Annotated in this window: 16 protein-coding genes; 6 read left to right on the top strand and 10 right to left on the bottom strand. The window is 69.6% G+C overall.

What is annotated here, in order from left to right; all coding sequences use genetic code 11:
- Window positions 1-52 precede the first annotated feature (52 nt).
- Window positions 53-388, bottom strand: a complete 336-nt coding sequence (locus ABZ904_RS20115; protein ID WP_361824792.1) for a DUF192 domain-containing protein — start codon at window positions 386-388, stop codon at window positions 53-55.
- Window positions 389-977: 589 nt separating this feature from the next.
- Here ABZ904_RS20115 and ABZ904_RS20110 point away from each other — a divergent pair.
- The 4 genes from ABZ904_RS20110 to ABZ904_RS20095 all read left to right on the top strand — a co-directional run bounded on the left by ABZ904_RS20110 (window position 978) and on the right by ABZ904_RS20095 (window position 6,047).
- Window positions 978-1,751 (top strand): isoprenyl transferase, encoded by a 774-nt coding sequence (locus ABZ904_RS20110; protein WP_359392162.1) that lies wholly within the window; start codon window positions 978-980, stop codon window positions 1,749-1,751.
- Between the two features lie 377 nt (window positions 1,752-2,128).
- Entirely contained in the window at window positions 2,129-3,454 is a 1,326-nt protein-coding gene (locus ABZ904_RS20105; protein ID WP_360995839.1) for a PhoH family protein, read from the top strand.
- Window positions 3,455-3,850: 396 nt separating this feature from the next.
- On the top strand, window positions 3,851-4,567 hold the full coding sequence (locus ABZ904_RS20100; protein ID WP_359392158.1) for a transglycosylase SLT domain-containing protein: 717 nt from the start codon (window positions 3,851-3,853) through the stop codon (window positions 4,565-4,567).
- Between the two features lie 172 nt (window positions 4,568-4,739).
- The gene (locus tag ABZ904_RS20095; protein WP_359392156.1) at window positions 4,740-6,047 is read left to right on the top strand and encodes an AI-2E family transporter; all 1,308 of its coding nucleotides are present in this window, start codon (window positions 4,740-4,742) and stop codon (window positions 6,045-6,047) included.
- Window positions 6,048-6,141: 94 nt separating this feature from the next.
- Here the strand turns inward: ABZ904_RS20095 and ABZ904_RS20090 are convergent, their stop codons facing one another.
- Both ABZ904_RS20090 and ABZ904_RS20085 read right to left on the bottom strand, forming a co-directional pair.
- Window positions 6,142-6,675 (bottom strand): alkyl hydroperoxide reductase, encoded by a 534-nt coding sequence (locus ABZ904_RS20090; protein WP_359392154.1) that lies wholly within the window; start codon window positions 6,673-6,675, stop codon window positions 6,142-6,144.
- 3 nt (window positions 6,676-6,678) lie between these two features.
- Window positions 6,679-7,233: a peroxiredoxin gene (locus ABZ904_RS20085; RefSeq protein WP_359392152.1), complete on the bottom strand. Its 555-nt coding sequence runs from the start codon at window positions 7,231-7,233 to the stop codon at window positions 6,679-6,681.
- A gap of 156 nt (window positions 7,234-7,389) precedes the next feature.
- Between ABZ904_RS20085 and ABZ904_RS20080 the strand changes: the two genes are divergently transcribed.
- Window positions 7,390-8,388, top strand: coding sequence for a LysR substrate-binding domain-containing protein (locus ABZ904_RS20080; protein WP_361824788.1), 999 nt, complete (start codon window positions 7,390-7,392; stop codon window positions 8,386-8,388).
- 269 nt (window positions 8,389-8,657) lie between these two features.
- Here the strand turns inward: ABZ904_RS20080 and ABZ904_RS20075 are convergent, their stop codons facing one another.
- From ABZ904_RS20075 to ABZ904_RS20055, 5 genes are all read right to left on the bottom strand, one after another.
- Window positions 8,658-10,982: an FtsX-like permease family protein gene (locus ABZ904_RS20075; protein WP_361824785.1), complete on the bottom strand. Its 2,325-nt coding sequence runs from the start codon at window positions 10,980-10,982 to the stop codon at window positions 8,658-8,660.
- Window positions 10,979-11,668: an ABC transporter ATP-binding protein gene (locus ABZ904_RS20070; protein ID WP_359392146.1), complete on the bottom strand. Its 690-nt coding sequence runs from the start codon at window positions 11,666-11,668 to the stop codon at window positions 10,979-10,981. Before ABZ904_RS20070 ends, ABZ904_RS20075 begins: the two co-directional genes overlap by 4 nt.
- Entirely contained in the window at window positions 11,665-12,189 is a 525-nt protein-coding gene (locus ABZ904_RS20065; RefSeq protein WP_359392144.1) for a PadR family transcriptional regulator, read from the bottom strand. Before ABZ904_RS20065 ends, ABZ904_RS20070 begins: the two co-directional genes overlap by 4 nt.
- A 119-nt stretch (window positions 12,190-12,308) precedes the next feature.
- Window positions 12,309-12,557 (bottom strand): hypothetical protein, encoded by a 249-nt coding sequence (locus ABZ904_RS20060; RefSeq protein ID WP_360995851.1) that lies wholly within the window; start codon window positions 12,555-12,557, stop codon window positions 12,309-12,311.
- Window positions 12,554-13,489, bottom strand: coding sequence for an SPFH domain-containing protein (locus tag ABZ904_RS20055; RefSeq protein WP_361824782.1), 936 nt, complete (start codon window positions 13,487-13,489; stop codon window positions 12,554-12,556). Before ABZ904_RS20055 ends, ABZ904_RS20060 begins: the two co-directional genes overlap by 4 nt.
- A gap of 238 nt (window positions 13,490-13,727) precedes the next feature.
- On the opposite strand from ABZ904_RS20055, the gene ABZ904_RS20050 reads away from it, so the two are divergent.
- Window positions 13,728-16,064 (top strand): transglycosylase domain-containing protein, encoded by a 2,337-nt coding sequence (locus ABZ904_RS20050; protein ID WP_360995857.1) that lies wholly within the window; start codon window positions 13,728-13,730, stop codon window positions 16,062-16,064.
- Between the two features lie 73 nt (window positions 16,065-16,137).
- Here the strand turns inward: ABZ904_RS20050 and ABZ904_RS20045 are convergent, their stop codons facing one another.
- Both ABZ904_RS20045 and ABZ904_RS20040 read right to left on the bottom strand, forming a co-directional pair.
- A complete protein-coding gene (locus tag ABZ904_RS20045) occupies window positions 16,138-17,601 on the bottom strand; it encodes a catalase (protein WP_359392136.1) in 1,464 nt (487 codons plus the stop codon).
- A 142-nt stretch (window positions 17,602-17,743) separates the two neighbouring features.
- Window positions 17,744-19,864, bottom strand: coding sequence for a SpoIIE family protein phosphatase (locus tag ABZ904_RS20040; RefSeq protein WP_360995860.1), 2,121 nt, complete (start codon window positions 19,862-19,864; stop codon window positions 17,744-17,746).
- Window positions 19,865-20,098 lie beyond the last annotated feature (234 nt).

Genomic DNA, 20,098 nt, shown 5'->3' with positions numbered 1-20,098 from the left:
ACCGTGCAGTGGGAGGGGGCTGCGCGGCGCCGTACCCTGCGTCCGCGTGCCGTCAGGCGTCGTACACCGTCACCTGCGCCCCGCGCCGTATGCCCCACCGTTCCATCGCCCCGGCCTCGGCCTCCAGGACATGGCGCGCACGCAGGCGGGGCAGGCCGATCCGCCCCGGCGGCATGGTCCGTACCGCCACCACCCGCAACTCCTGGTCCAGGTAGGCGACGTCGATCGGGAACCGCATCCCCAGGGTGTGCACCGCGCTCGCCGGGCTCAGCAGCAGAGCCCCCTCGATCCCGTCGCGCCCGAGCAGCCCGCGCCGCCGGGACCGGGTCGAGCGGGCGACCTCCAGGGGCACCGGGCCGGACAGGCCGGCCGTCGTGAGCATGGCCATGGCCGCGAAGCTATCGATGGCGTCAAGTGGGCGCTCGCGCCGCGAGTCACCCGGCCGGAGTATGCCCGGACGCGTCATCCATGTGCCCCAAAGGGCAGGACACATCCTTCGGATACCTCTGGATTCGGCCGGATTCCCTTGGAATCCGCTGTGTTCCGGCCATGATCACGCTGTGAGGGAGCGATTCCGGGGGCATCGCGGCGTCGCCGGGCGAATCCGGAGAGTAGTTGTGGCACGCCGATGCAGCCAGCAGCACTTACGAAGGGTTATGGTGGAAACCCCCCCTCGGGCCGGTCCGTCTCCCCCCCCACGGACCGGCCCGTTTTCCTTTCCCCCGTCGCGGGCCCCATGGGCGTCCGACCCGCCCGCCGTGCGCACCGGTTCCCGGCGCGGCCGGTAGCGGGTGCTCCGGCCCGGAATTGGGGGCCATACGGCCCCTGTTCGGGGGTACGCACCCAGGACGGAGCACTGACACCCCTTGGTGGGGCCATGGATTTCCAGGGGTAGGCTTCGCCCCCGGGGACCGCCATCTGACGGGGATCGCGCACGCCCGAACCTGTCTGATCCGCACGGAGGGGCTGACAATCACGTGAACCTGCGCGACAAGCTGCGCGGCCTGCTGGTCAGGCTGTACGCACGCCGGGTGGAGGGTCACCTGGACCACGCTCAGGTGCCCAAGCACATCGGCGTCATCATGGACGGCAACCGGCGCTGGGCGAAGGCCGCGGGTTCGACCACCGCGCAGGGCCACCGGGCGGGGGCCGACAAGATCGAGGAGTTCCTCGGCTGGTGCGCTGAGACGGACGTCGAGGTCGTCACCCTCTGGCTGCTGTCGACGGACAACTTCGACCGGCCGAAGGAGGAGCTCGTCCCGCTCCTCGGGATCATCGAGGACGTCGTCCGCTCCCTTGCCGCCGACGGCCGCTGGCGGGTGCACCACGTGGGCGCCCGCGATCTGCTGCCCGGGCGGATGCAGGGCGTCCTGAAGGAGGCCGAAGAGGCCACCGCGCATGTCGAGGGGATACTCGTCAACGTCGCCATCGGCTACGGCGGGCGCCAGGAGATCGCCGACGCCGTCCGCTCGATGCTCCTCGACGCCCGGGAGAAGGGCACCTCGATGGAGGCCCTTGCCGACTCCGTGGACGTCGACCTGATCGGCAGGCACCTCTATACGAGTGACCAGCCCGACCCCGATCTGGTGATTCGTACGAGCGGTGAACAGCGGCTGTCCGGATTCATGCTCTGGCAGACAGCGCATTCGGAGTACTACTTCTGCGAAGTGTTCTGGCCGGCCTTCCGCAAGGTGGACTTCCTGCGCGCGCTCCGTGACTACGCGGCGCGACACCGCCGTTACGGCGGCTGAACAACCTCCTCGTCAGGGCGCCGACTCGCCCCTGGGCGACGGAAGAGGCCTTCACCCGTCAGGGCGTAAAAGTAACAAGGAGTTCATTGGGGCGCCGTCATATGCCGTGGCATGGCAGCGCATGTTCGAGGGCATAAGCCAGACAGGTCGACACCCGAACCACGGGTGTCGGATCTCAGCGGACGGCTCGGGGCCGTCCGCCCGGGAGGCCCTTTGCACCAGCCCCACCGTGCGGTCACGGCACGGAAGAAGCAGTGGAGGGCCGGTTCTCGGCCCGTGCATCGCGGCCGTCGACCGGTCGGGATTTCTCCCGCCCAGCCCGACCCGGCATTCCACTCCGTCGCTCCCCGACCTCATCCGAGGGGGTACGTCCTTCCGTGGTGACCAGCACAAAGCGCCCCAAGCCAGACCGGCGCACCTATGTTCTCGACACCAGCGTCCTGCTGGCCGACCCGAACGCCGTGACCCGCTTCGACGAGCACGAAGTCGTGCTCCCCATCGTCGTGGTCACGGAACTCGAGGCCAAGCGGCACCATCCGGAACTCGGTTACTTCGCCCGCCAGGCCCTGCGCCTGCTCGACGACTACCGGGTCCGGTACGGCCGTCTGGACGCCCCGATCCCGATCGGGGACCTCGGCGGAACCGTCCGGGTCGAGCTCAACCACTCGGACCCGAGCGTGCTCCCCATGGGCTACCGCCTGGGGGACAACGACTCCCGCATCCTCGCGGTCGCCCGCAATCTGCAGGCCGAGGGATTCGACGTCACGGTCGTGTCGAAGGACCTGCCGCTGCGCATCAAGGCATCCTCCGTCGGTCTTCTCGCTGAGGAGTACCGCGCGGAGCTGGCCATCACGGACTCCACCGGCTGGACCGGAATGTCCGAACTGACCCTTTCCGGCGAGCAGGTGGACATCCTGTTCGAAGAGGGCCACGTCTATGTCCCCGAGGCCGCCGACCTGCCGGTGCACACGGGTCTGACGATCCAGTCGGAGCGGGGCAAGGCGCTCGGGCGTGTCACGTCGGAGGGCAACGTCCGGCTGGTGCGCGGGGACCGGGAGGCGTTCGGCATCAAGGGCCGCAGCGCGGAGCAGCGGATCGCGCTCGACCTGCTGCTCGACCCGGACGTCGGGATCGTGTCGATGGGCGGCCGGGCCGGCACCGGAAAGTCGGCGCTGGCGCTGTGCGCGGGCCTGGAGGCGGTGCTCGAGCGCCGGCAGCACCAGAAGGTGATGGTGTTCAGGCCGCTGTACGCGGTCGGCGGGCAGGAACTCGGATACCTGCCGGGCACCGAGGCCGAGAAGATGAGCCCCTGGGCGCAGGCGGTCTTCGACACCCTGTCCGCGGTCACCAGCCGCGAGGTCATCGAAGAGGTCACCGCGCGCGGGATGCTGGAGGTCCTCCCACTCACCCACATCCGCGGCCGCTCGCTGCACGACGCCTTCGTCATCGTGGACGAGGCGCAGTCGCTGGAACGGAACGTCCTGCTGACCGTTCTGTCCCGGATCGGCTCGAATTCACGGGTGGTTCTGACCCACGACGTGGCCCAGCGGGACAACCTCCGGGTGGGCCGGTACGACGGAGTCGTCGCCGTCGTGGAGAAGCTGAAGGGGCATCCGCTCTTCGCCCACGTCACGCTCACGCGGTCCGAGAGGTCCCAGATCGCGGCCCTTGTGACCGAAATGCTCGAGGACGGGCAGATCTGACCCGAGTGCTCAACCTGAGGTGGTTACCCGTCGGTTGGCGCCGTTCGGCAAAGGCTCCAGAGCCTAGCCGGGCGGCGCCTTCGCGTGTGGGAGTTCCGCTAATCCGCTGGGCCAAACGGGATGTGAGCTTTCACACTCAACGCAGAATTGCCACCCGGCGTCCGGTTACGGCAGAGTCTCACTCCTGTCAGGCCCCGCATACGACACACCTGTACCCCCAGCGGTACGGCAACACAGCAACATCAGAACTTCATAGCGCCGTCGTATGCCGCCCGAGCACCACGCGGCCGCTTCCGTCAGGAAGTTGCCCACCGGGCCCGCGCCTCCCGTGACCCCGCAGTTGGGAGGCCAGCGTCAGGGGCACGATTGCGTCCGCCAGGGTCACCGAAGCGGGCGATGCTGGAAGGAAACCGTGTGAGCCGGATTTCGGTCCGGGGATTCGCAGTGGCTTCGGCCACGGCGGTCACCGCTGTCGGCGCCGTCACCGGTGTTGCCTCGGGCAGCACTGGGCAGCCCTCGTCGAGCGACGCCGAGGCGACGGCCAACGAGACGACCCTCCTGGCGGATATACCCGCGGGTCAGCAGGCACAGGTGCAGACCGCGTCCCTGACGCAGCAGGCTGACGTCCAGGCCATCGCCGCGGACGTCAGCGCCAAGAAGGACGCCGAGGAGACGGCCCGTAAGCAGGCGGCCGCGGACGCGATCGCCAAGCAGAAGGCCGCGCAGAAGGCCGAAGAGGATGCCAAGGCACGCAAGGAGGCCGCAGCCGCGGCCAGCCGCGCGAGCCGTGACGCCTCCAGCTTCCCGGTCCAGAGCTCCTACTCCGTCGCGCAGATCCAGGCGATGGCACGTCAGCTGGTGGCAGCCGACCAGTTCCAGTGCTTCAGCAACATCGTGGACCACGAGTCCAGCTGGAACTACCGTGCGGTCAACGCCTCCTCCGGTGCCTACGGTCTCTTCCAGGCCCTGCCCGGCTCCAAGATGTCGTCTGTCGGCGCCGACTGGCAGACCAACCCGGCCACGCAGATCAAGTGGGGCCTCAACTACATGAACGGCCGGTACGGCAGCCCCTGTGGGGCATGGTCGTTCTGGCAGGCCAACCACTGGTACTGAGCCGCTTGTCCGCGCACGCGCGGTCGCTCAACCTTGAGGAGCCCCTCACCGTCTTTGGGTGAGGGGCTCAGGCCGTTTACGGCCGTGGGGTCCTGCCATGTACGGTCGGAACCGACGACTCCAGGGGGGAGTGGTGGGGAGCACCCGGGGACACGGGGGAAGAGGGCGGATCATGTCGCAAGTGCCAGGGTGGCTCTCCCGGCTGGGCGCCGGGCTGAGCCAGGTGGGCGAGCGGCTGGACGAGCGCCGCGCCGAGGTCGAGAAGGAACACGCCGAGCCCGCGCCGCCCCCGATGCCGGACGGCGTACCCCCGCCTCCGGCGTACGCGCCCACGGTCCAGGCGCGTCCGAATCCCGTCGAGGCGGTGCCGTGGGGAGTACGGGTCGCCGCCGAAGCCGGCTGGCGGGTGCTCGCCCTGGCCGGCACCCTCTGGGTGCTGATGCGGGTCATCAGTGCCGTCCAGTTGGTGGTGCTGGCGTTCGTGTGCGCGCTGCTCATCACGGCGCTGCTGCAGCCGACCGTGGCGCGGCTGAGGCGTCACGGTGTGCCGCGGGGCCCGGCGACCGCGCTGACCGCGATCCTCGGCTTCGTCATCATGGGCCTCATCGGCTGGTTCGTGACCTGGCAGGTCATGGAGAACATCGACTCGCTCTCCAACCAGATCCAGGACGGCATCGACGAGTTGCGCAAGTGGCTGCTCAACAGCCCCTTCCACGTGACGGACAAGCAGATCAACCAGATAGCCAAGAATCTGCGCGAGGCGATCGGCGCGAACGCCGACCAGATCACCTCGACCGGCCTGGAGGGCGTGCAGGTCATCGTCGAGGCCCTGACCGGCATTCTGCTGACGGTCTTCTCGACCCTCTTCCTGCTGTACGACGGCCGGCGCATCTGGGAGTGGACGCTCAAGCTGGTGCCGGCCGCGGCGCGGCCGGGTGTGGCGGGCGCCGGTCCCCGGGCCTGGCGCACGCTGACGGCCTACGTCCGCGGCACGGTGATAGTGGCCCTGATCGACGCGATCTTCATCGGCCTGGGCATCTACATCCTGAACGTGCCCATGGCCGTGCCGCTCGCCGTCTTCATCTTCCTGTTCTCCTTCATCCCCCTGGTGGGCGCGGTCGCGTCGGGTGCGCTGGCGGTGGTGGTGGCGCTGGTGACGCAGGGGGTCTTCACGGCCATCATGACGCTGGTCGTGGTCCTGGCCGTGCAGCAGATCGAGGGCCACATCCTGCAGCCGTTCATCCTGGGCCGGGCGGTGCGGGTCCACCCGCTGGCGGTCGTCCTGTCGGTGACGGCCGGCGGGATCGTCGCGGGGATCGGTGGCGCGGTGGTGGCGGTGCCGCTGGTGGCGGTGACGAACACGGTGGTGGGCTATCTGCGCTCATACGCGAGCTCGGGAGCGACACACCAGACCCTCCAGCCGGCGGCCGCGCGGCAGCGGGAGACGTCGGTGTCAGGAAGCGGCCCGTCCGACGCCTGACCGGGAACGAGCCGGGAGGGCCCCGGGCCGGGATAGAACGAACGCGAAGAGGGTCTCTCCCACCGAAGTGGGAGAGACCCTCTTCGCCGTTCGCTCACTCGGAGAGCACGGCCTCCGCGTCCAGCGTCACGCCGACCGCCTGGATCACCGAAGCGATCTTGAAGGCTTCCTGGACGACCTCACGGTCCACTCCCGCCTTGCGGAGCACCTGCTCGTGCGAGTCCAGGCACATCCCGCAGCCGTTGATCGCCGACACCGCGAACGACCACAGCTCGAAGTCGACCTTCTCGACACCGGGGTTGCCGATGACGTTCATCCGCAGACCCGCGCGCAGCGTGCCGTACTCGTGGTCCGAGAGCAGATGCCGGGTCCGGTAGAACACGTTGTTCATCGCCATGACGGCGGCCGCGGACTTGGCCGCGGTGTACGCCTCGGGCGTCAGGTTCGCCTTCGCCTCGGGCTCCAGCTCGCGCAGCACGATCGCCGACCGGGACGCGATCGCCGTGGCAAGCACCGTGCCCCACAGCTGCTGGGCCGGCAGGTCGGAGTTGCCGATCACCGAACCGAGGTTGAGCTTCAGGTCCTTGGCGTAGTCCGGGATGGCGGACTTGAGGGAGTCGAGGGACATCGCTCACTCACCGGCCAGGAGCTTCACCGGGTCGAGGGTGTCCTCGCCCTTGCTCCAGTTGCACGGGCACAGCTCGTCGGTCTGCAGGGCGTCCAGGACCCGCAGGACCTCCTTGGGGTTACGGCCGACGGAACCCGCGGTCACCATGGTGAACTGGATCTCGTTGTTCTGGTCCACGATGAAGACGGCGCGCTGCGCGAAGCCGTCCTCGCCCTCGATGCCCAGGTCGCGCATCAGCTCGTGCTTCGAGTCGGCCATCATCGGGAACGGCAGGTCGCGCAGGTCCGGGTGGTCCTTGCGCCAGGCGTGGTGGACGAACTCGGAGTCACCGGAGAAGCCGAGGATCTGGGCGTCACGGTCGGCGAACTCGTCGTTCAGCTTGCCGAAGGCCGCGATCTCGGTCGGGCACACGAAGGTGAAGTCCTTGGGCCATGCGAAGACGATCTTCCACTTGCCCTCGTAGGTCTTGTGGTTGATCTGCTCGAACTCCTGGCCCTTCTCCAGCGAGACGCAGGCGGTCAGTTCGAACTCGGGGAACTTGTCACCGACAGTGAGCACGCGCTCTCCTTGCAGCACAGAAGCACCGCGTACACAAGGTGCTTCTCAGGGGTTGGACAATGCCGATCCTGGCACAGGGTGCATTGATATGAGTAATAGCTATACTCGGTCAGGTTGATCGGCATCGCTTATCAGTGACGGTGAGGAGTGCGACGGATGGGTGGGATCAGGAGCAACGGGCGTCGTCAGCCCAGTCTCGCCCAGCTGCGCGCCTTCGCCGCCGTCGCCGAGCATCTCCACTTCCGGGACGCGGCCGCCGCGATCGGCATGAGCCAGCCCGCGCTGTCCGGCGCCGTCTCCGCGCTGGAGGAGGTCCTCGGGGTGACGCTGCTGGAGCGGACCACCCGCAAGGTGCTCCTGTCGCCCGCCGGTGAGCGCCTCGCCGTACGGGCCAAGGCGGTGCTGGTGGAGGTCGGCGCCCTCATGGAGGAGGCCGAAGCCGTCCGGGCGCCCTTCACCGGGGTGCTGCGGCTCGGGGCGATCCCGACGGTCGCACCGTACCTGCTGCCGACCGTCCTCAATCTCGTCCACGACCGCTATCCGCACCTCGACCTGCAGGTCCACGAGGAGCAGACCGCCAACCTGATCGACGGACTCACCACCGGCCGCCTCGACCTGTTGCTGCTCGCCGTCCCCCTCGGCGTGCCCGGCGTCGTCGAACTCCCCCTCTTCGACGAGGACTTCGTGCTCGTCACCCCGCTCGACCACTGGCTCGGGGGACGGGAGGGCATCCCCCGTCAGGCGCTGCGCGAGCTGAACCTGCTGCTGCTCGACGAGGGCCACTGCCTGCGCGACCAGGCCCTCGACATCTGCCGGGAGGCCGGCCGTGAGATCAGCGGGGCGGGGCGGAGGCCCTCGGCCGATGGGCGGGAGGGCGCGCCCGTGACCACGACCGCCGCCGGACTGTCCACCCTCGTCCAGCTCGTCGCCGGCGGCCTCGGTGTCACCCTGCTGCCGCGCACCGCGCTCAAGGTGGAGACCACCCGCAACAACCAGCTCCTCACCGGCTACTTCGCCGACCCGGCGCCGACCCGGCGCGTCGCCTTCGCGATGCGTGCGGGTGCCGCCCGGGGCGCCGAGTACGAACAGCTGGCCGAGGCCATGCGCGAGGCACTGCGACCCTTGCCCGTACGGGTACTTGGGCCGGGGGCCTGAAGAATCTCCGCGCAGCCGCGCACACATACTCGATCACTCAGATGTCGATGACGCACCCGGAACGGCGAGAGAATTCAACTTCCGTCAGGTAGTGCGGATTTCGCAGGAATATACGCCTTGGCTGATACACACAACCCCTCAGCGGGAAGGCCACCGTGCCGCGCAGGGCGCCACGGGAGGTCGCCTCGGTGGCGCGCCGGGGAATACGCCCTGTGAACGCGTGCGGGCCCCTCCCGGTCAGGGGAGGGGTCCGCACGACGGTCCGCCGGCTACTCCGTGCGCAACCCGTCCGGCCGCATCAGCCGCAGCAGCGGCGGCAGGCTGAGCAGCGTCACCAGGAAGACGACCGCGGCGCCGAAGCCGGTCATCGACAGCACGCTCGGCCAGTCCACGCGGACGGTCTGGCCGGTCATCTTCAGCAGCACCGCACCCAGGACCAGACCGACCGTCGACGCCAGCCCCAGCCCCAGCCCGATCGGGATCGCCGTCTGCCACAGCACCGACAGGCTCAGCGTGCGGCGCCGGGTGCCGAAGGCGACCAGCGACGACAGCAGCTTCTTGCGCTCGCGCAGCTGCTCCAACTGGGACACCAGAAGGCTCGCGCCGATCAGCGCCAGCACACAGGCGGCGCCGACGAACAGCCCCGTGCGGATGGAGGTGAACCTGTTGGACTGCTCCGAGGCCGCCCACGTCATGGCGTCCGCCTGCACATCGACCCGCGCCGCCGTGTTCCGCACGTACTCGCGCACGTCCGGTACGGACTGGTCGATCGACAGGTAGATCTCACCGGTGACCGGCTCCGCGGCCCGGTCGGGCAGCGCGCCCGGTGTCATCAGGATGCCGCCGCGCTGCGAACCCGTCGGGTCCTTGATCGTCCGAGCCTGCTTCAGCTGCGCCGGGACCTTCCAGACGACCTCGCTGTGGCGCTCGGTGGCGTAGGACGGGTCGATGTAGAGGGTCCGGCCCGGCTTGGCCAGCTTCGGCGTGTCGGTGTCCCATTCGGCACCGGTCAGGGCGAACACGTCCCCGTCGTGGCACGAGGGCAGCGACGCCAGCTCGCGCAGGGCGGCGCAGTCGCCGACATTGAGCTCCATGCTCGCCTCGGGGTCCTTGCGCCGGTCACCGATGCTGGCGGAGGAGAGCGCCGTGACCTTGCGGACGCCCTTGGTGGCGGCGAACTGCCGGGCGGCCGGGTCGAGCGGCACCCCCTTCGGCAGGTTCACCTGCATCTGCGCCCGCGAGAGGTCGTTCTGGCTCGCCTTGGTGTAATCGCTCTCGACCCCGGCGAACAGCATCTGCAGTGCGATCGCCCCGGCCACCGCCACCGCGATGCCGTTCACCATACGGGCCGCTGTGCCGCTGCTCAGCTGCAGCCTGCGCACGGCCAGTTGCCAGGCGACGCCGCCCCGTCCGAGCCGGGCCACGACCGTCTCCACGATCCACGGCAGCAGCGCGGTCACCCCGACGAGCAGCAGGATGACGCCGCCGGTGACGAGGTACTGGTTGAAGTTCCCGTTGTCGTGGCCCTGGCCGACCATCGGGTAGAGCATCGCGAGCCCGCCCAGCGGCATCAGCAGCCGCCACCACAGCCGGCGCCGTCTGGGCCGCGCCGCACGGACCACGCCGAGCGGCTCGATGACGACCTGGCGCAGGGCGAACAGCGTCACCAGCACCGCGGCCGCCGGCACCGCCACCGAGACGAGCACGGCGAGGACCGGAGAGGGGTTGAGATAGCTGGGGAACACGCTGACGTCGAGGATCTCCGCGGTGCCCGCGACCTGACGTCCGACGAAGAAGAACAGGGTGCCGAGGACGAGCCCCGCCAGGGCTCCCGCGAGCGCCTCGCCCGCGGCGATCCGCCGGGTCATCCCGCCGTCGGAGCCGACCAGCCTGAGCGCCGCCAGCCTGCGGTCGCGCCGCTCGCCGCCGAACCGCACGGCCGCGGCGATGAACACGGCGACCGGCATCAGCAGCACCACGAAGACGACGAGCGCCAGCAGGACCAGTACCGGGTCCGACTTCTCGGAGGTCGCGGTCGGGTGCCCGAAGCGGTCGATACGGGCCACCGAGGAACCGTTGATCTTCGCCGCGAGGCCGTTCGCCCCCGCGTAGTAGGCGAGTTCGTGCGAGCCGATCAGTCCGCTCTCCCCGATGGTCCCGACGATCCGGTACGGCAGCCGCTCCCGCAGCAGCTTCCCGCCGTCGGAGCCGAGGAGTTCCTTCAGCGCGGGGGAGACGACCATGTCCCCGACGGCCGGGAACGTGTCCAGCCCCGGGGGAAGCGGCGCCCGCGCCCCCTCGGGCTCCATCAGCCGCCCGCGTACGTCCTTCTCGTGGAACGTCGTGTCGATGTCCGCGATCACGAGGGTGCGGTCGGACCTGGGCATGGTCGTCTGGCTGTACGTGTAGTCCAGGCGCGCCTCCTCACGCTCGTGCCGTACCACCAGCGTGTTCGGCAGCGCGGTGGTGAGCAGCAGCAGGGCCACCCCGAGACCGACACCGACAGCCGTCAGCAGGAGCCGGGCCCACCCCTCGCGCCCGCCGGTGAAGGCGAACCGGACGCCCATGGCCAGATCCCGGGCCCACTGGCTCATACGACGCGCTCCATGTCCCTGGACTTACCGTCCCGCACGACGATCTCGCGATCGGAGTAGGCGGCCACCCGCGCCTCGTGCGTGACCAGCACGACGGCCGCGTTGGTGGACCGGGCAGCCTCGGTGAGCAGCTCCATCACGCGCTCGCCGTTGAGGGAGTCGAGCGCGCCGGTGGGCTCGTCGGCGAACAGCACGCGCGGGCTGGTGACCAGGGCGCGGGCGACGGCGACGCGCTGTCCCTGACCGCCGGATATCTCCCCGGGCCGCTTGCCCGCGAGGTCGTCGACCTCCAGGCGCTCCATCCATGACCGGGCGGTGCGCTCGGCCGCCTTGCGCGAGGCGCCGCTCAGCCGGAGCGGAAGGGCCACGTTCTCGACGCAGGTCAGTTCGGGTACGAGCTGTCCGAACTGGAACACGAACCCGAACTCCGAACGCCTGAGGCGGCTGCGCTGGGCGTCGCTCATGCCGGCCATCTCGCGGCCGTCGTACAGGATGGAGCCGGAGTCGGGCGGCACGATCCCGGCGAGACAGTGCAGCAGGGTCGACTTGCCGGAACCGGAGGGACCCATCACGGCGACGATCTCGCCGGGGTGGACGGAGAAGTCGGCGCCGTCGAGGGCGACGGTCGGGCCGTAGGCCTTGCGCAGGTTTTCGGCAGCCAGCAGGGAACCGGGAGGAGGAGTCACTTGGCCACCGCCTCGGCGAGCCGGTCGAGACGTGCGGCGGTCAGCTCCAGCCAGCGCAGGTCGGCCTCGAGGTGGAACAGGGCGTGATCGCAGATCAGCTGGTCGGCCAGATCGCCCTTGCGCTTGCGGTCGGTCAGGATCCGCATCATGCGCAGGTGCTCGGAGCGCTGCGTGTCGAGTATGTCGGCCGCGTCGCGGTGCGTGAGCAGCGCGAGGACGACCTTCGTGTAGAGCGTCGACTGCAGATACGGCTCGGGCTTCTCGGGGGTCGCGAGCCACTGCTGTACGTCGGTGACCCCGGCGTCGGTGATGGCGTACCGCTTGCGCTCGGGCCCGCCGCCGGCCTCGATGCCGTCGACTTCGACGAGCCCGTTCTTCAGCAGGCGGGACATCGTCGAGTAGACCTGGCCGTAGTGCAGCGGCCGGTCGTGACCGAACTTCTCGTCGAAGGCCCGCTTCAGGTCGTAGCCGTGGCGGGGCCCGGACTCCAGGAGTCCCAGGAGGGTGTGACCGATGGACATGGGAGCACTGTACATAGCGCGTATACACATGACGTATACACAGTGCGTATAGATCTTGGTCCAGAGGGTGTCAGTGCAGGTGAGGGTCGTTTGTCACGGTTCTGCTACGCGGCGGGCGCTCACGCCTCGGGCTCCTCGGAAGCGGGCGGCCGGCCCCTGCGGGGGATCGGTCCGGTCCCGCGGGGCAGGCGGCCGGCCTCCGCGAGGGCACGCCGCAGCACGAACTCGATCTGCGCGTTGGCCGAGCGCAGCTCGTCCGAGGCCCACCTGGCCAGCGCGTCGTAGACCAGCGGATCCAGCCGCAGCAGCACCTGCTTGCGCTGCTGCGGCCGACGCTGGGGGGTCGGCCCCCCGGAAGGTGCCGTCACTGGTAGAGGGACCCCGTGTTGAGGATGGGCTGCGGCGCCCGGTCTCCGCAGAGCACCACCATCAGGTTCGACACCATCGCCGCCTTCCGCTCGTCGTCCAGCTCCACGATGTCGCGCTCGGCGATGCGGGCCAGTGCCGCCTCGACCATCCCGACCGCGCCGTCCACGATCTGCCGCCGTGCCGCGACCACCGCGCCCGCCTGCTGCCGCTGGAGCATCGCGGACGCGATCTCCGGAGCGTATGCGAGATGCGTGAAGCGTGACTCGATGATCTGCACCCCGGCGGCGTCCACGCGCACGTGCAGCTCGGCGGCGAGGTTCTCGGTGATCTCCTCGGCGTTGCCGCGCAGCGAGAGCCCGCCCTCCTCGTGCGCGTCGTACGGGTACCCGATGGCGATGTGCCGCACGGCCGCCTCGGTCTGCGTGGCGACGAACTCCAGGAAGTCGTCGACCTCGAAGGTGGCCTGCGCGGTGTCCTCGACCCGCCAGACCACCACAGCGGCCAGTTCGATCGGGTTGCCGTAGGCGTCGTTGACCTTGAGGATGGCGGTCTCGTGGTTGCGGACCCGTGTCGAGATCTTCGTACGGGAGGTGAAGGGGTTCACCCAGCGCAGGCCGTCCTGCCGGATCGTGCCGCGGTAGCGCCCGAAGAGCTGGACGACCCGGGCCTCGCCCGGTGCCACCGTGTTCAGGCCGGACATGGCGATGAGCGCGGCGAGGCCGACGGGGACGCCGACGACGATCAGTGCCGCCTTCGCGCCGTCCGCGGTGACCGTCGAGCCGGCCGCGACCAGGCAGGCGCCGAGCGCGAGTCCGGCCAGTCCGAGCGCCAGCGCCAGACCGCCGCCGATGCTGTGCGCGGAGAACTCCCGGACCCGGGGCGCGGGCATCTCCGGTATGTCGCCGGCGGAGGAAGCGTCTTGTGGCGACATGGGTGGTGTCCCCCGTTTCGAATCATAGCCATTGTCTAGCTAAGTGATATCACATTACCCGACGCGACAACCTTCCATGCCTGTCGAACGTCGGTTCCATTGGGACGGGTGCTGATTGTCACGTCCGTAAAAGGGGGGATCGCCGCCCCTTTGTCTTACCGGGCGGTGTTAGTTTTCTGAGCTGACCTGAGCCAAGCACCTGTGTGACAGCCGAGAAGGAAGCGGAGCGCATCGACCGATGGGACGAGCGGAAGAGAGACGAGCGCGGCAGCGCGGTGGCCGCCGCGCGGCGCCCCAGCGCTCGATCAGGGCGACCAGCTCCGCGTCGGTCGGTATGGGCGGTGCGCCGACCGCGGGCAGGGCCGCCGCGCGTGGCAGGGCGGGTAAGAAAAAGAGCGGCATACGCAGGCTCTTCACCTGGAAGACCCTGCTCGGCTCGCTGTTCGGCTTCGTGCTGCTGGCCATGGGTGCGTTCGCCCTGCTGTACATGATGACGCCCATCCCCGCGGGGAACGCCGCCGCCAAGCTGCAGAGCAACATCTACAAGTACAGCGACGGCTCGATCCTCGCCCGCACCGGTGACATCAACCGCGAGAACGTCGATCTGGCCGAGGTGCCCAAGGACGTCCAGCACACCTTCGTGGCCGCCGAGAACAAGACCTTCTACCAGGACGCCGGCGTCGACCTGAAGGGCACGGCCCGCGGCCTGCTCAACACCGTCTCCGGCAAGGGCGCGCAGGGTGGTTCGACGATCACCCAGCAGTACGTCAAGAACTACTACCTGAACCAGAACCAGACCGTCACGCGGAAGCTGAAGGAACTGGTCATCTCGCTGAAGCTGGACCGCCAGAAGTCCAAGGACTACATCCTGGCGGGCTACATCAACACCAGCTACTACGGCCGCGGCGCCTACGGCATCCAGGCCGCCGCGCAGGCGTACTACCGCAAGGACGCCAAGGACCTCACGGTCGAGGAGGGCGCGTACCTGGCCTCCCTGCTCCAGGCGCCGAACCAGTACGACTGGGCGATCGCGAGCGACACCGGCAAGAAGCTGGTGCAGGCGCGCTGGAACTACGTCCTGAACAACATGGTCCAGATGCACTGGCTTGACGCGGGCAAGCGCCAGTCCATGAAGTTCCAGGTACCGAGGGCGCCCAAGGGGGCGCCCGGTATGCAGGGACAGACCGGTTATCTGGTGGACGCGGCCAACGCGGAGCTGGAGAAGCAGCTCGTCGACCAGGGCACGGCCTCCTCGCTCGGTGACGCCGAGGCCATGGTGAAGGCCGGTGGCTGGACCGTCACGGTCAACATCGACAAGAAGAAGCAGTCCCAGCTGGAGCAGGCCATCAAGGCGCAGCTGACGAGCAAGCTCGACGCGAAGAAGCGCTCCGTGGACGGCGACGTCCAGCCAGGTGCCGTGTCGGTCGACCCGAAGACGGGCCGCGTGCTCGCGATGTACGGCGGCGTCGACTACTTCAAGCACTTCCGCAACAACGCCACGCGCCGTGACTACCAGCCGGCCTCCACCTTCAAGCCGCTGATCCTCGCGGCCGCCCTGGAGGAGCAGGCCAAGACGCAGGACGGCCGGGCGATCACCGCGAACACGATCTACGACGGCACCAGCCGCCGGCCGGTCAAGGGCAGCGCGATCGGCTTCGCCCCGCCGAACGAGGACGACCAGAACTACGGCAACATCACCGTTCAGACGGCGATGAACAAGTCCGTCAACTCGGTCTTCGCACAGATGGGCGTCGACGTCGGGATGGAGGACGTGCTGAAGGTGGCGGGCCAGCTCGGCCTGGACACCAAGGGCCTGCAGGCGGTGCCCGCGCAGACACTCGGCTCCATGGGCGCGAGCCCGCTCGAGATGGCCGGCGCCTACGCGACCCTCGACAACCACGGCAAGAAGGTCACCCCGGCGATCATCAAGTCGGTGCAGCACAAGGACCGCACGGTCACCCTGCCGGACCCGATCGGCGACCAGGTCATCGACCGTACGGCCGCCGACACGGTCACCTCGGTGCTCACCGGTGTGGTCGACGACGGTACAGCCAAGACGTCCGTCCGGGACAACCCGTCGCGTGACGGCCAGCAGGTCGCGGGCAAGACGGGTACGTCCGACAACAACAAGTCGGCCTGGTTCACCGGGTACACGCCGGATCTGGTCACCTCCGTCGGCCTGTTCGGCGAGAACGCCAAGAACGGCGCCCAGGTCACCCTTTCGGGCGCCACCGGTCTCCTCCCGGCCCCCGGCCGTATCAACGGTGGCGGCTACCCGGCGCAGATCTGGGCCGCGTACACCTTCCAGGCGATGGGCACGGTCAGCAAGTTCGACCTGGACACCACGCAGGGCGCGGCGGTCCAGCCGAGCGAGACGCCCAGCCTCACGCAGTCGCCGACGTCGACCCCGTCCTCCACGCCGACCACGCAGCCGCCGACGACGCAGCCGCCGACGACCACGGCTCCTGCGAGCCCGACGCAGACGCCCACCCAGACGCCGACGACGAACCAGCCGACGGCTCCGGCCACGACACCGCCGACGACGCCGCAGCTCCCGCTGAATCCGAACGGGTAGCGGAAGCCGGACAAACGGCAGTGGCGAAGGGCGCCCGGTGGACCGGCCACCGGACGCCCTTCGCGTTGTGCTGTCAGCCGCCGTTGACGTTGTGGGCGATGCGGTCGCCGATCTCCTTGTCGATGTTGCGCCAGTACTGCAGCGCGCGGTCCAGCACCGGACGGCTCACGCCCTGCAGCAGGTGCTTGGTGACATTGGAGACCAGCCGGTCGCGGGCCGCCTCGTCCAGGACCTGGCGGACCATCGTGTGGGCCTGGCCGAAGTCGTCGTCCTCACGGTGCAGCCGATAGGCCTCCCGCACCATCTCGCCCGCCGTGTGCCAGCCGGCCGGGTCGCCGAACTGCTGGACGTCCGCGGCCGGTCCGCCGTAGGAGTTGGGTGCGTACGGCCGCGCGGTGCGCGCGGGCTCGTAGCGCATCGGGCCGTCCTTGGCGTAGGAGTGCACGTCCACGCGCGGCCGGTTGGGCGGCAGCTGGGCGTAGTTGGGGCCGATGCGGTAGCGGTGCGTGTCCGGGTACGAGAAGAGCCGGCCGAGCAGCATCTTGTCCGGCGACGGGCCGATGCCCGGCACCATGTTGGACGGCTCGAACGCGGCCTGCTCGATGTGGATGAAGTAGTCCTCCGGGTTCTTGTTCAGCGTCATCCGGCCGACCTCGATCAGCGGGTAGTCGCCGTGCGGCCACACCTTGGTCAGGTCGAACGGGTTGAACCGGTAGTCCGGCGCGTCGTCGAAGGGCATCACCTGGACGTACATCGTCCAGGACGGGTGGTCGCCGCGCTCGATCGCCTCGTACAGATCGCGGCGGTGGACGTCGGCGTCCTTGCCCGCCAGTTCGTCGGCCGCCTCCTGGGTGAGGAAGTCGATGCCCTGGTCGGTCTTCATGTGGTACTTGACCCAGAACTTCTCGCCGCCGCCGTTGATCCACATGTAGGTGTGGGAGGAGTACCCGTTCATGTTGCGGTACGTCTTCGGGATGCCCCGGTCGCCCATGAGCCACGTCACCATGTGCGCGGACTCGGGGGACAGGGTCCAGAAGTCCCACTGCATGTCGTTGTTGCGCAGCCCGGTCACCGGGTGGCGCTTCTGGGAGCGGATGAAGTCCTGGAACTTCTGTGAGTCACGGACGAAGAAGATCGGCGTGTTGTTGCCGACCAGGTCGTAGTTGCCATGCTGGGTGTAGAACTTCAGCGCGAAACCGCGCGGGTCGCGCCAGGTGTCCGGGGAGCCGAGCTCACCCGCGACAGTGGAGAAACGTGCGAGCATCTCGGTGCGCTTCCCCGGCTGGAGCAGGTCGGCCTTGGTGAACTGGCTGACATCGTTGGTGACTTCGAAGGTTCCGTACGCGCCGCTGCCCTTGGCGTGTACCACCCGCTCCGGAACCCGCTCCCGGTTGAACTGGGCCATCTTCTCGATGAGGTAGTGGTCCTGGAGCAGGATCGGGCCGTCGGGGCCGATGGTGAGCGAGTGCTCGTCGCTCTCCACCGGGATGCCCGAGTTGCTGGTGGTGAAAGGAACCGACTGGGGTGCCTGCGTCACGAGCGTCCTCCCGTCGTACAGAGGGGTCGGTCAGGTCGCTTCGCTCACCTCAGCAGTCAACTCCGCCGATGGGATGCCGGCAACTTTTGGACGGGGTCCAGTTTCGGTCCGGTTCTGATTGCCGTACGGGTGCGCCGGCCGCTCAGCCCCGGTTCAGCTCGAACCAGACCACCTTCCCGGTGCTCAGCCGGGTCGCGCCCCACCGCCGGGCCAGCCGGTTCACCAGGTAGAGCCCCCGGCCGCCCTCGTCCGTGGCCCGCGCCTGCCTCAGCCGCGGCAGCTGCGGCACATCGTCGCCGACCTCGCAGCGCAGCACATCGGTGCGCAGCAGACGCAGCGTGACCGGCCGTGACGCATAGCGCACGGCATTGGTCACGACCTCGCTCACCAGCAGCTCCACCGAGTCCGTCAGCTCCTCCATGCCCCAGCGCGCCAGCGCACGGCGGGCCAGGCGCCGGGCCCGGCTCGGGGCCGCGTCCTCCGGTTCCAGGTACCAGTAGGCGACATCACTTGGCGCGATCCCGTCGAAACGGGCGGCGAGCAGGGCGATGTCGTCGTCCCGGTCGCCGGGGCCGAGCATGTCGAGCACCTCGTCGCACAGCGCCTCGAGCGGCGGCGGATGATCCGCGCCGGTGAGCTGGGCGGTGGCGGCGAGCTTCTCCCGCAGCTGTTCTATGCCCGTCCACACGTCACGCAGCCGCGACTCGACGAGACCGTCGGTGTACAGCAGAAGGGTCGCCCCGGCCGGGGCGTCCAGCTCGACCGCCTCGAAGTCCACTCCGCCCACGCCGATGGGCGCGCCCGCGGGCACCCGCAGCACCTCGGCCCGGCCGCCCAGATGCAGCAGGACCGGCGGAGGGTGGCCGGCGTTGGCGATGGTGATCCGGTGCGCGACCGGGTCGTACACCGCGTACAGACAGGTCGCCATGCGGTCGGTGCCCAGTCGCTGGGCCTGCTCGTCGAGGTGGTGCAGCACCTCCTGCGGCGGCAGGTCGAGTCCGGCGAGCGTCTGGGCCGTGGTCCGCAGCTGCCCCATGATCGCCGCGGACGTCATGGAGTGGCCCATGACGTCGCCCACGACCAGGGCCACCCGGCTGCCGGGCAGCGGAATGGCGTCGTACCAGTCGCCACCCACACGGGCCGTCTCGGCGGCCGGCAGATAGCGGGACGCGAGCCGGACGCCCGTCGGGTTCGGCAGGGTCTCCGGCAGCATCGTGCGCTGTAGCTCGTCGGCGATGTACGCCTCACGGCCGTACAGCACCGCCTTGTCGATGCCGAGCGCGCTGTGCGTGGCCAGCTGCGCGGCGACCAGCAGGTCGTCCGCCTCGAACGCCAGACGCTCCGCGCGGCGCAGGAACAGCACGGCGCCGATGACCCGGCGCCGGCCGCGCAGCGGGGCGAGGATCGCCCGCTGGCCGGGGGGAACCGTGAGGTCCTCGCCCAGCAGTTCGGGCAGCGCGGCGCGGGCGGACGGCGCGTCCGCGAACACCGGCCGCACCCCGCGCAGCACCTCGGCGAGCGCACCTCCGGGCCGCACCTCGCACAGCTCCCTGCTCAGTGCCACGAGGCCAGGGCTCTCCGGCACGGGAACCGGCAGGATCCCGTCCTCCAGGTCCCGCTCCTGCGGGATCCGGTCGGTGCGCCTCAGCCGCAGCACGAGCGGCCCGGTCGGCCGCTCGTCACCCACCGGCAGCGGGTCGCGCAGATAGACCAGGATCGCGTCCGAGAACGTCGGCACAGTGGCCCGGCACAGACCCATCACGATCTCGTCGAGATCGATACCGCGGGCGATCCGCCGGGTCGCGGCGCCCACGAAACGCAGCCGGTCCCCGTCGCGGCGCATGGGCATCGGGCCGTGCGGCGGCGGGGCCTGGCCGGTACGCCGCTCCTTGCCGCCGGGCAGGCCTGCGGCACGGTCCTGTTCGCCGCCGGGCTGGACCGGGATGCCCTCGGGAGCGGGTCGCGGCCGGTGCGTGCCGGGCTCGTCGGCGGCCGGCTGGGAGTGCTCACCGCCGCCCGTCGCGGGCATGGCGGAGGACGCGCCGCCCTGCGGACCCGACGGTCCGTGCTTCGCGCCCGGCAGCGGACCGGCGGGGGACGCGGACGGCTCGCCGGCCCGGGTCTGTGCGGGCAAGGCCGGGGCGGGGGACACGGGCAGCGGCTCCGGGGTACGCAGGAGCGCCCCGCGGGGGTCCGCGGGGCCGACGCCCTGCTGCGGGCGCTCGTGGGAGGTCGGGTGCTCCGTCACGCGTGTCGAATCCATCCGTCCGGGGCTGCGCGCCGTCCGTGCAGTTCGTCCCGCAGAAATGCCGATACCCGGAATACGTGTCCCAGGAACAGAATTCCGGCGCTGTCACCCGCCGTGCATGACCCACGGGTCGGACGCGCCGTCCCGGTCCGGTCCTCGTACCCCTCGCTCACGTCCTGCCGCCCCTCGATGACGTTCGGTCAAGCTCAGCACATATTGCGGGAGTTGCTGTGGTGTGCCCTTGCGGAG

It is taken from the genome of Streptomyces sp. NPDC046900 (assembly GCF_040644975.1).
Lineage (GTDB): Bacteria > Actinomycetota > Actinomycetes > Streptomycetales > Streptomycetaceae > Streptomyces.
Note: the sequence above shows the minus strand (reverse complement) of the source record. Positions and strands in the feature narration are given on the sequence as shown.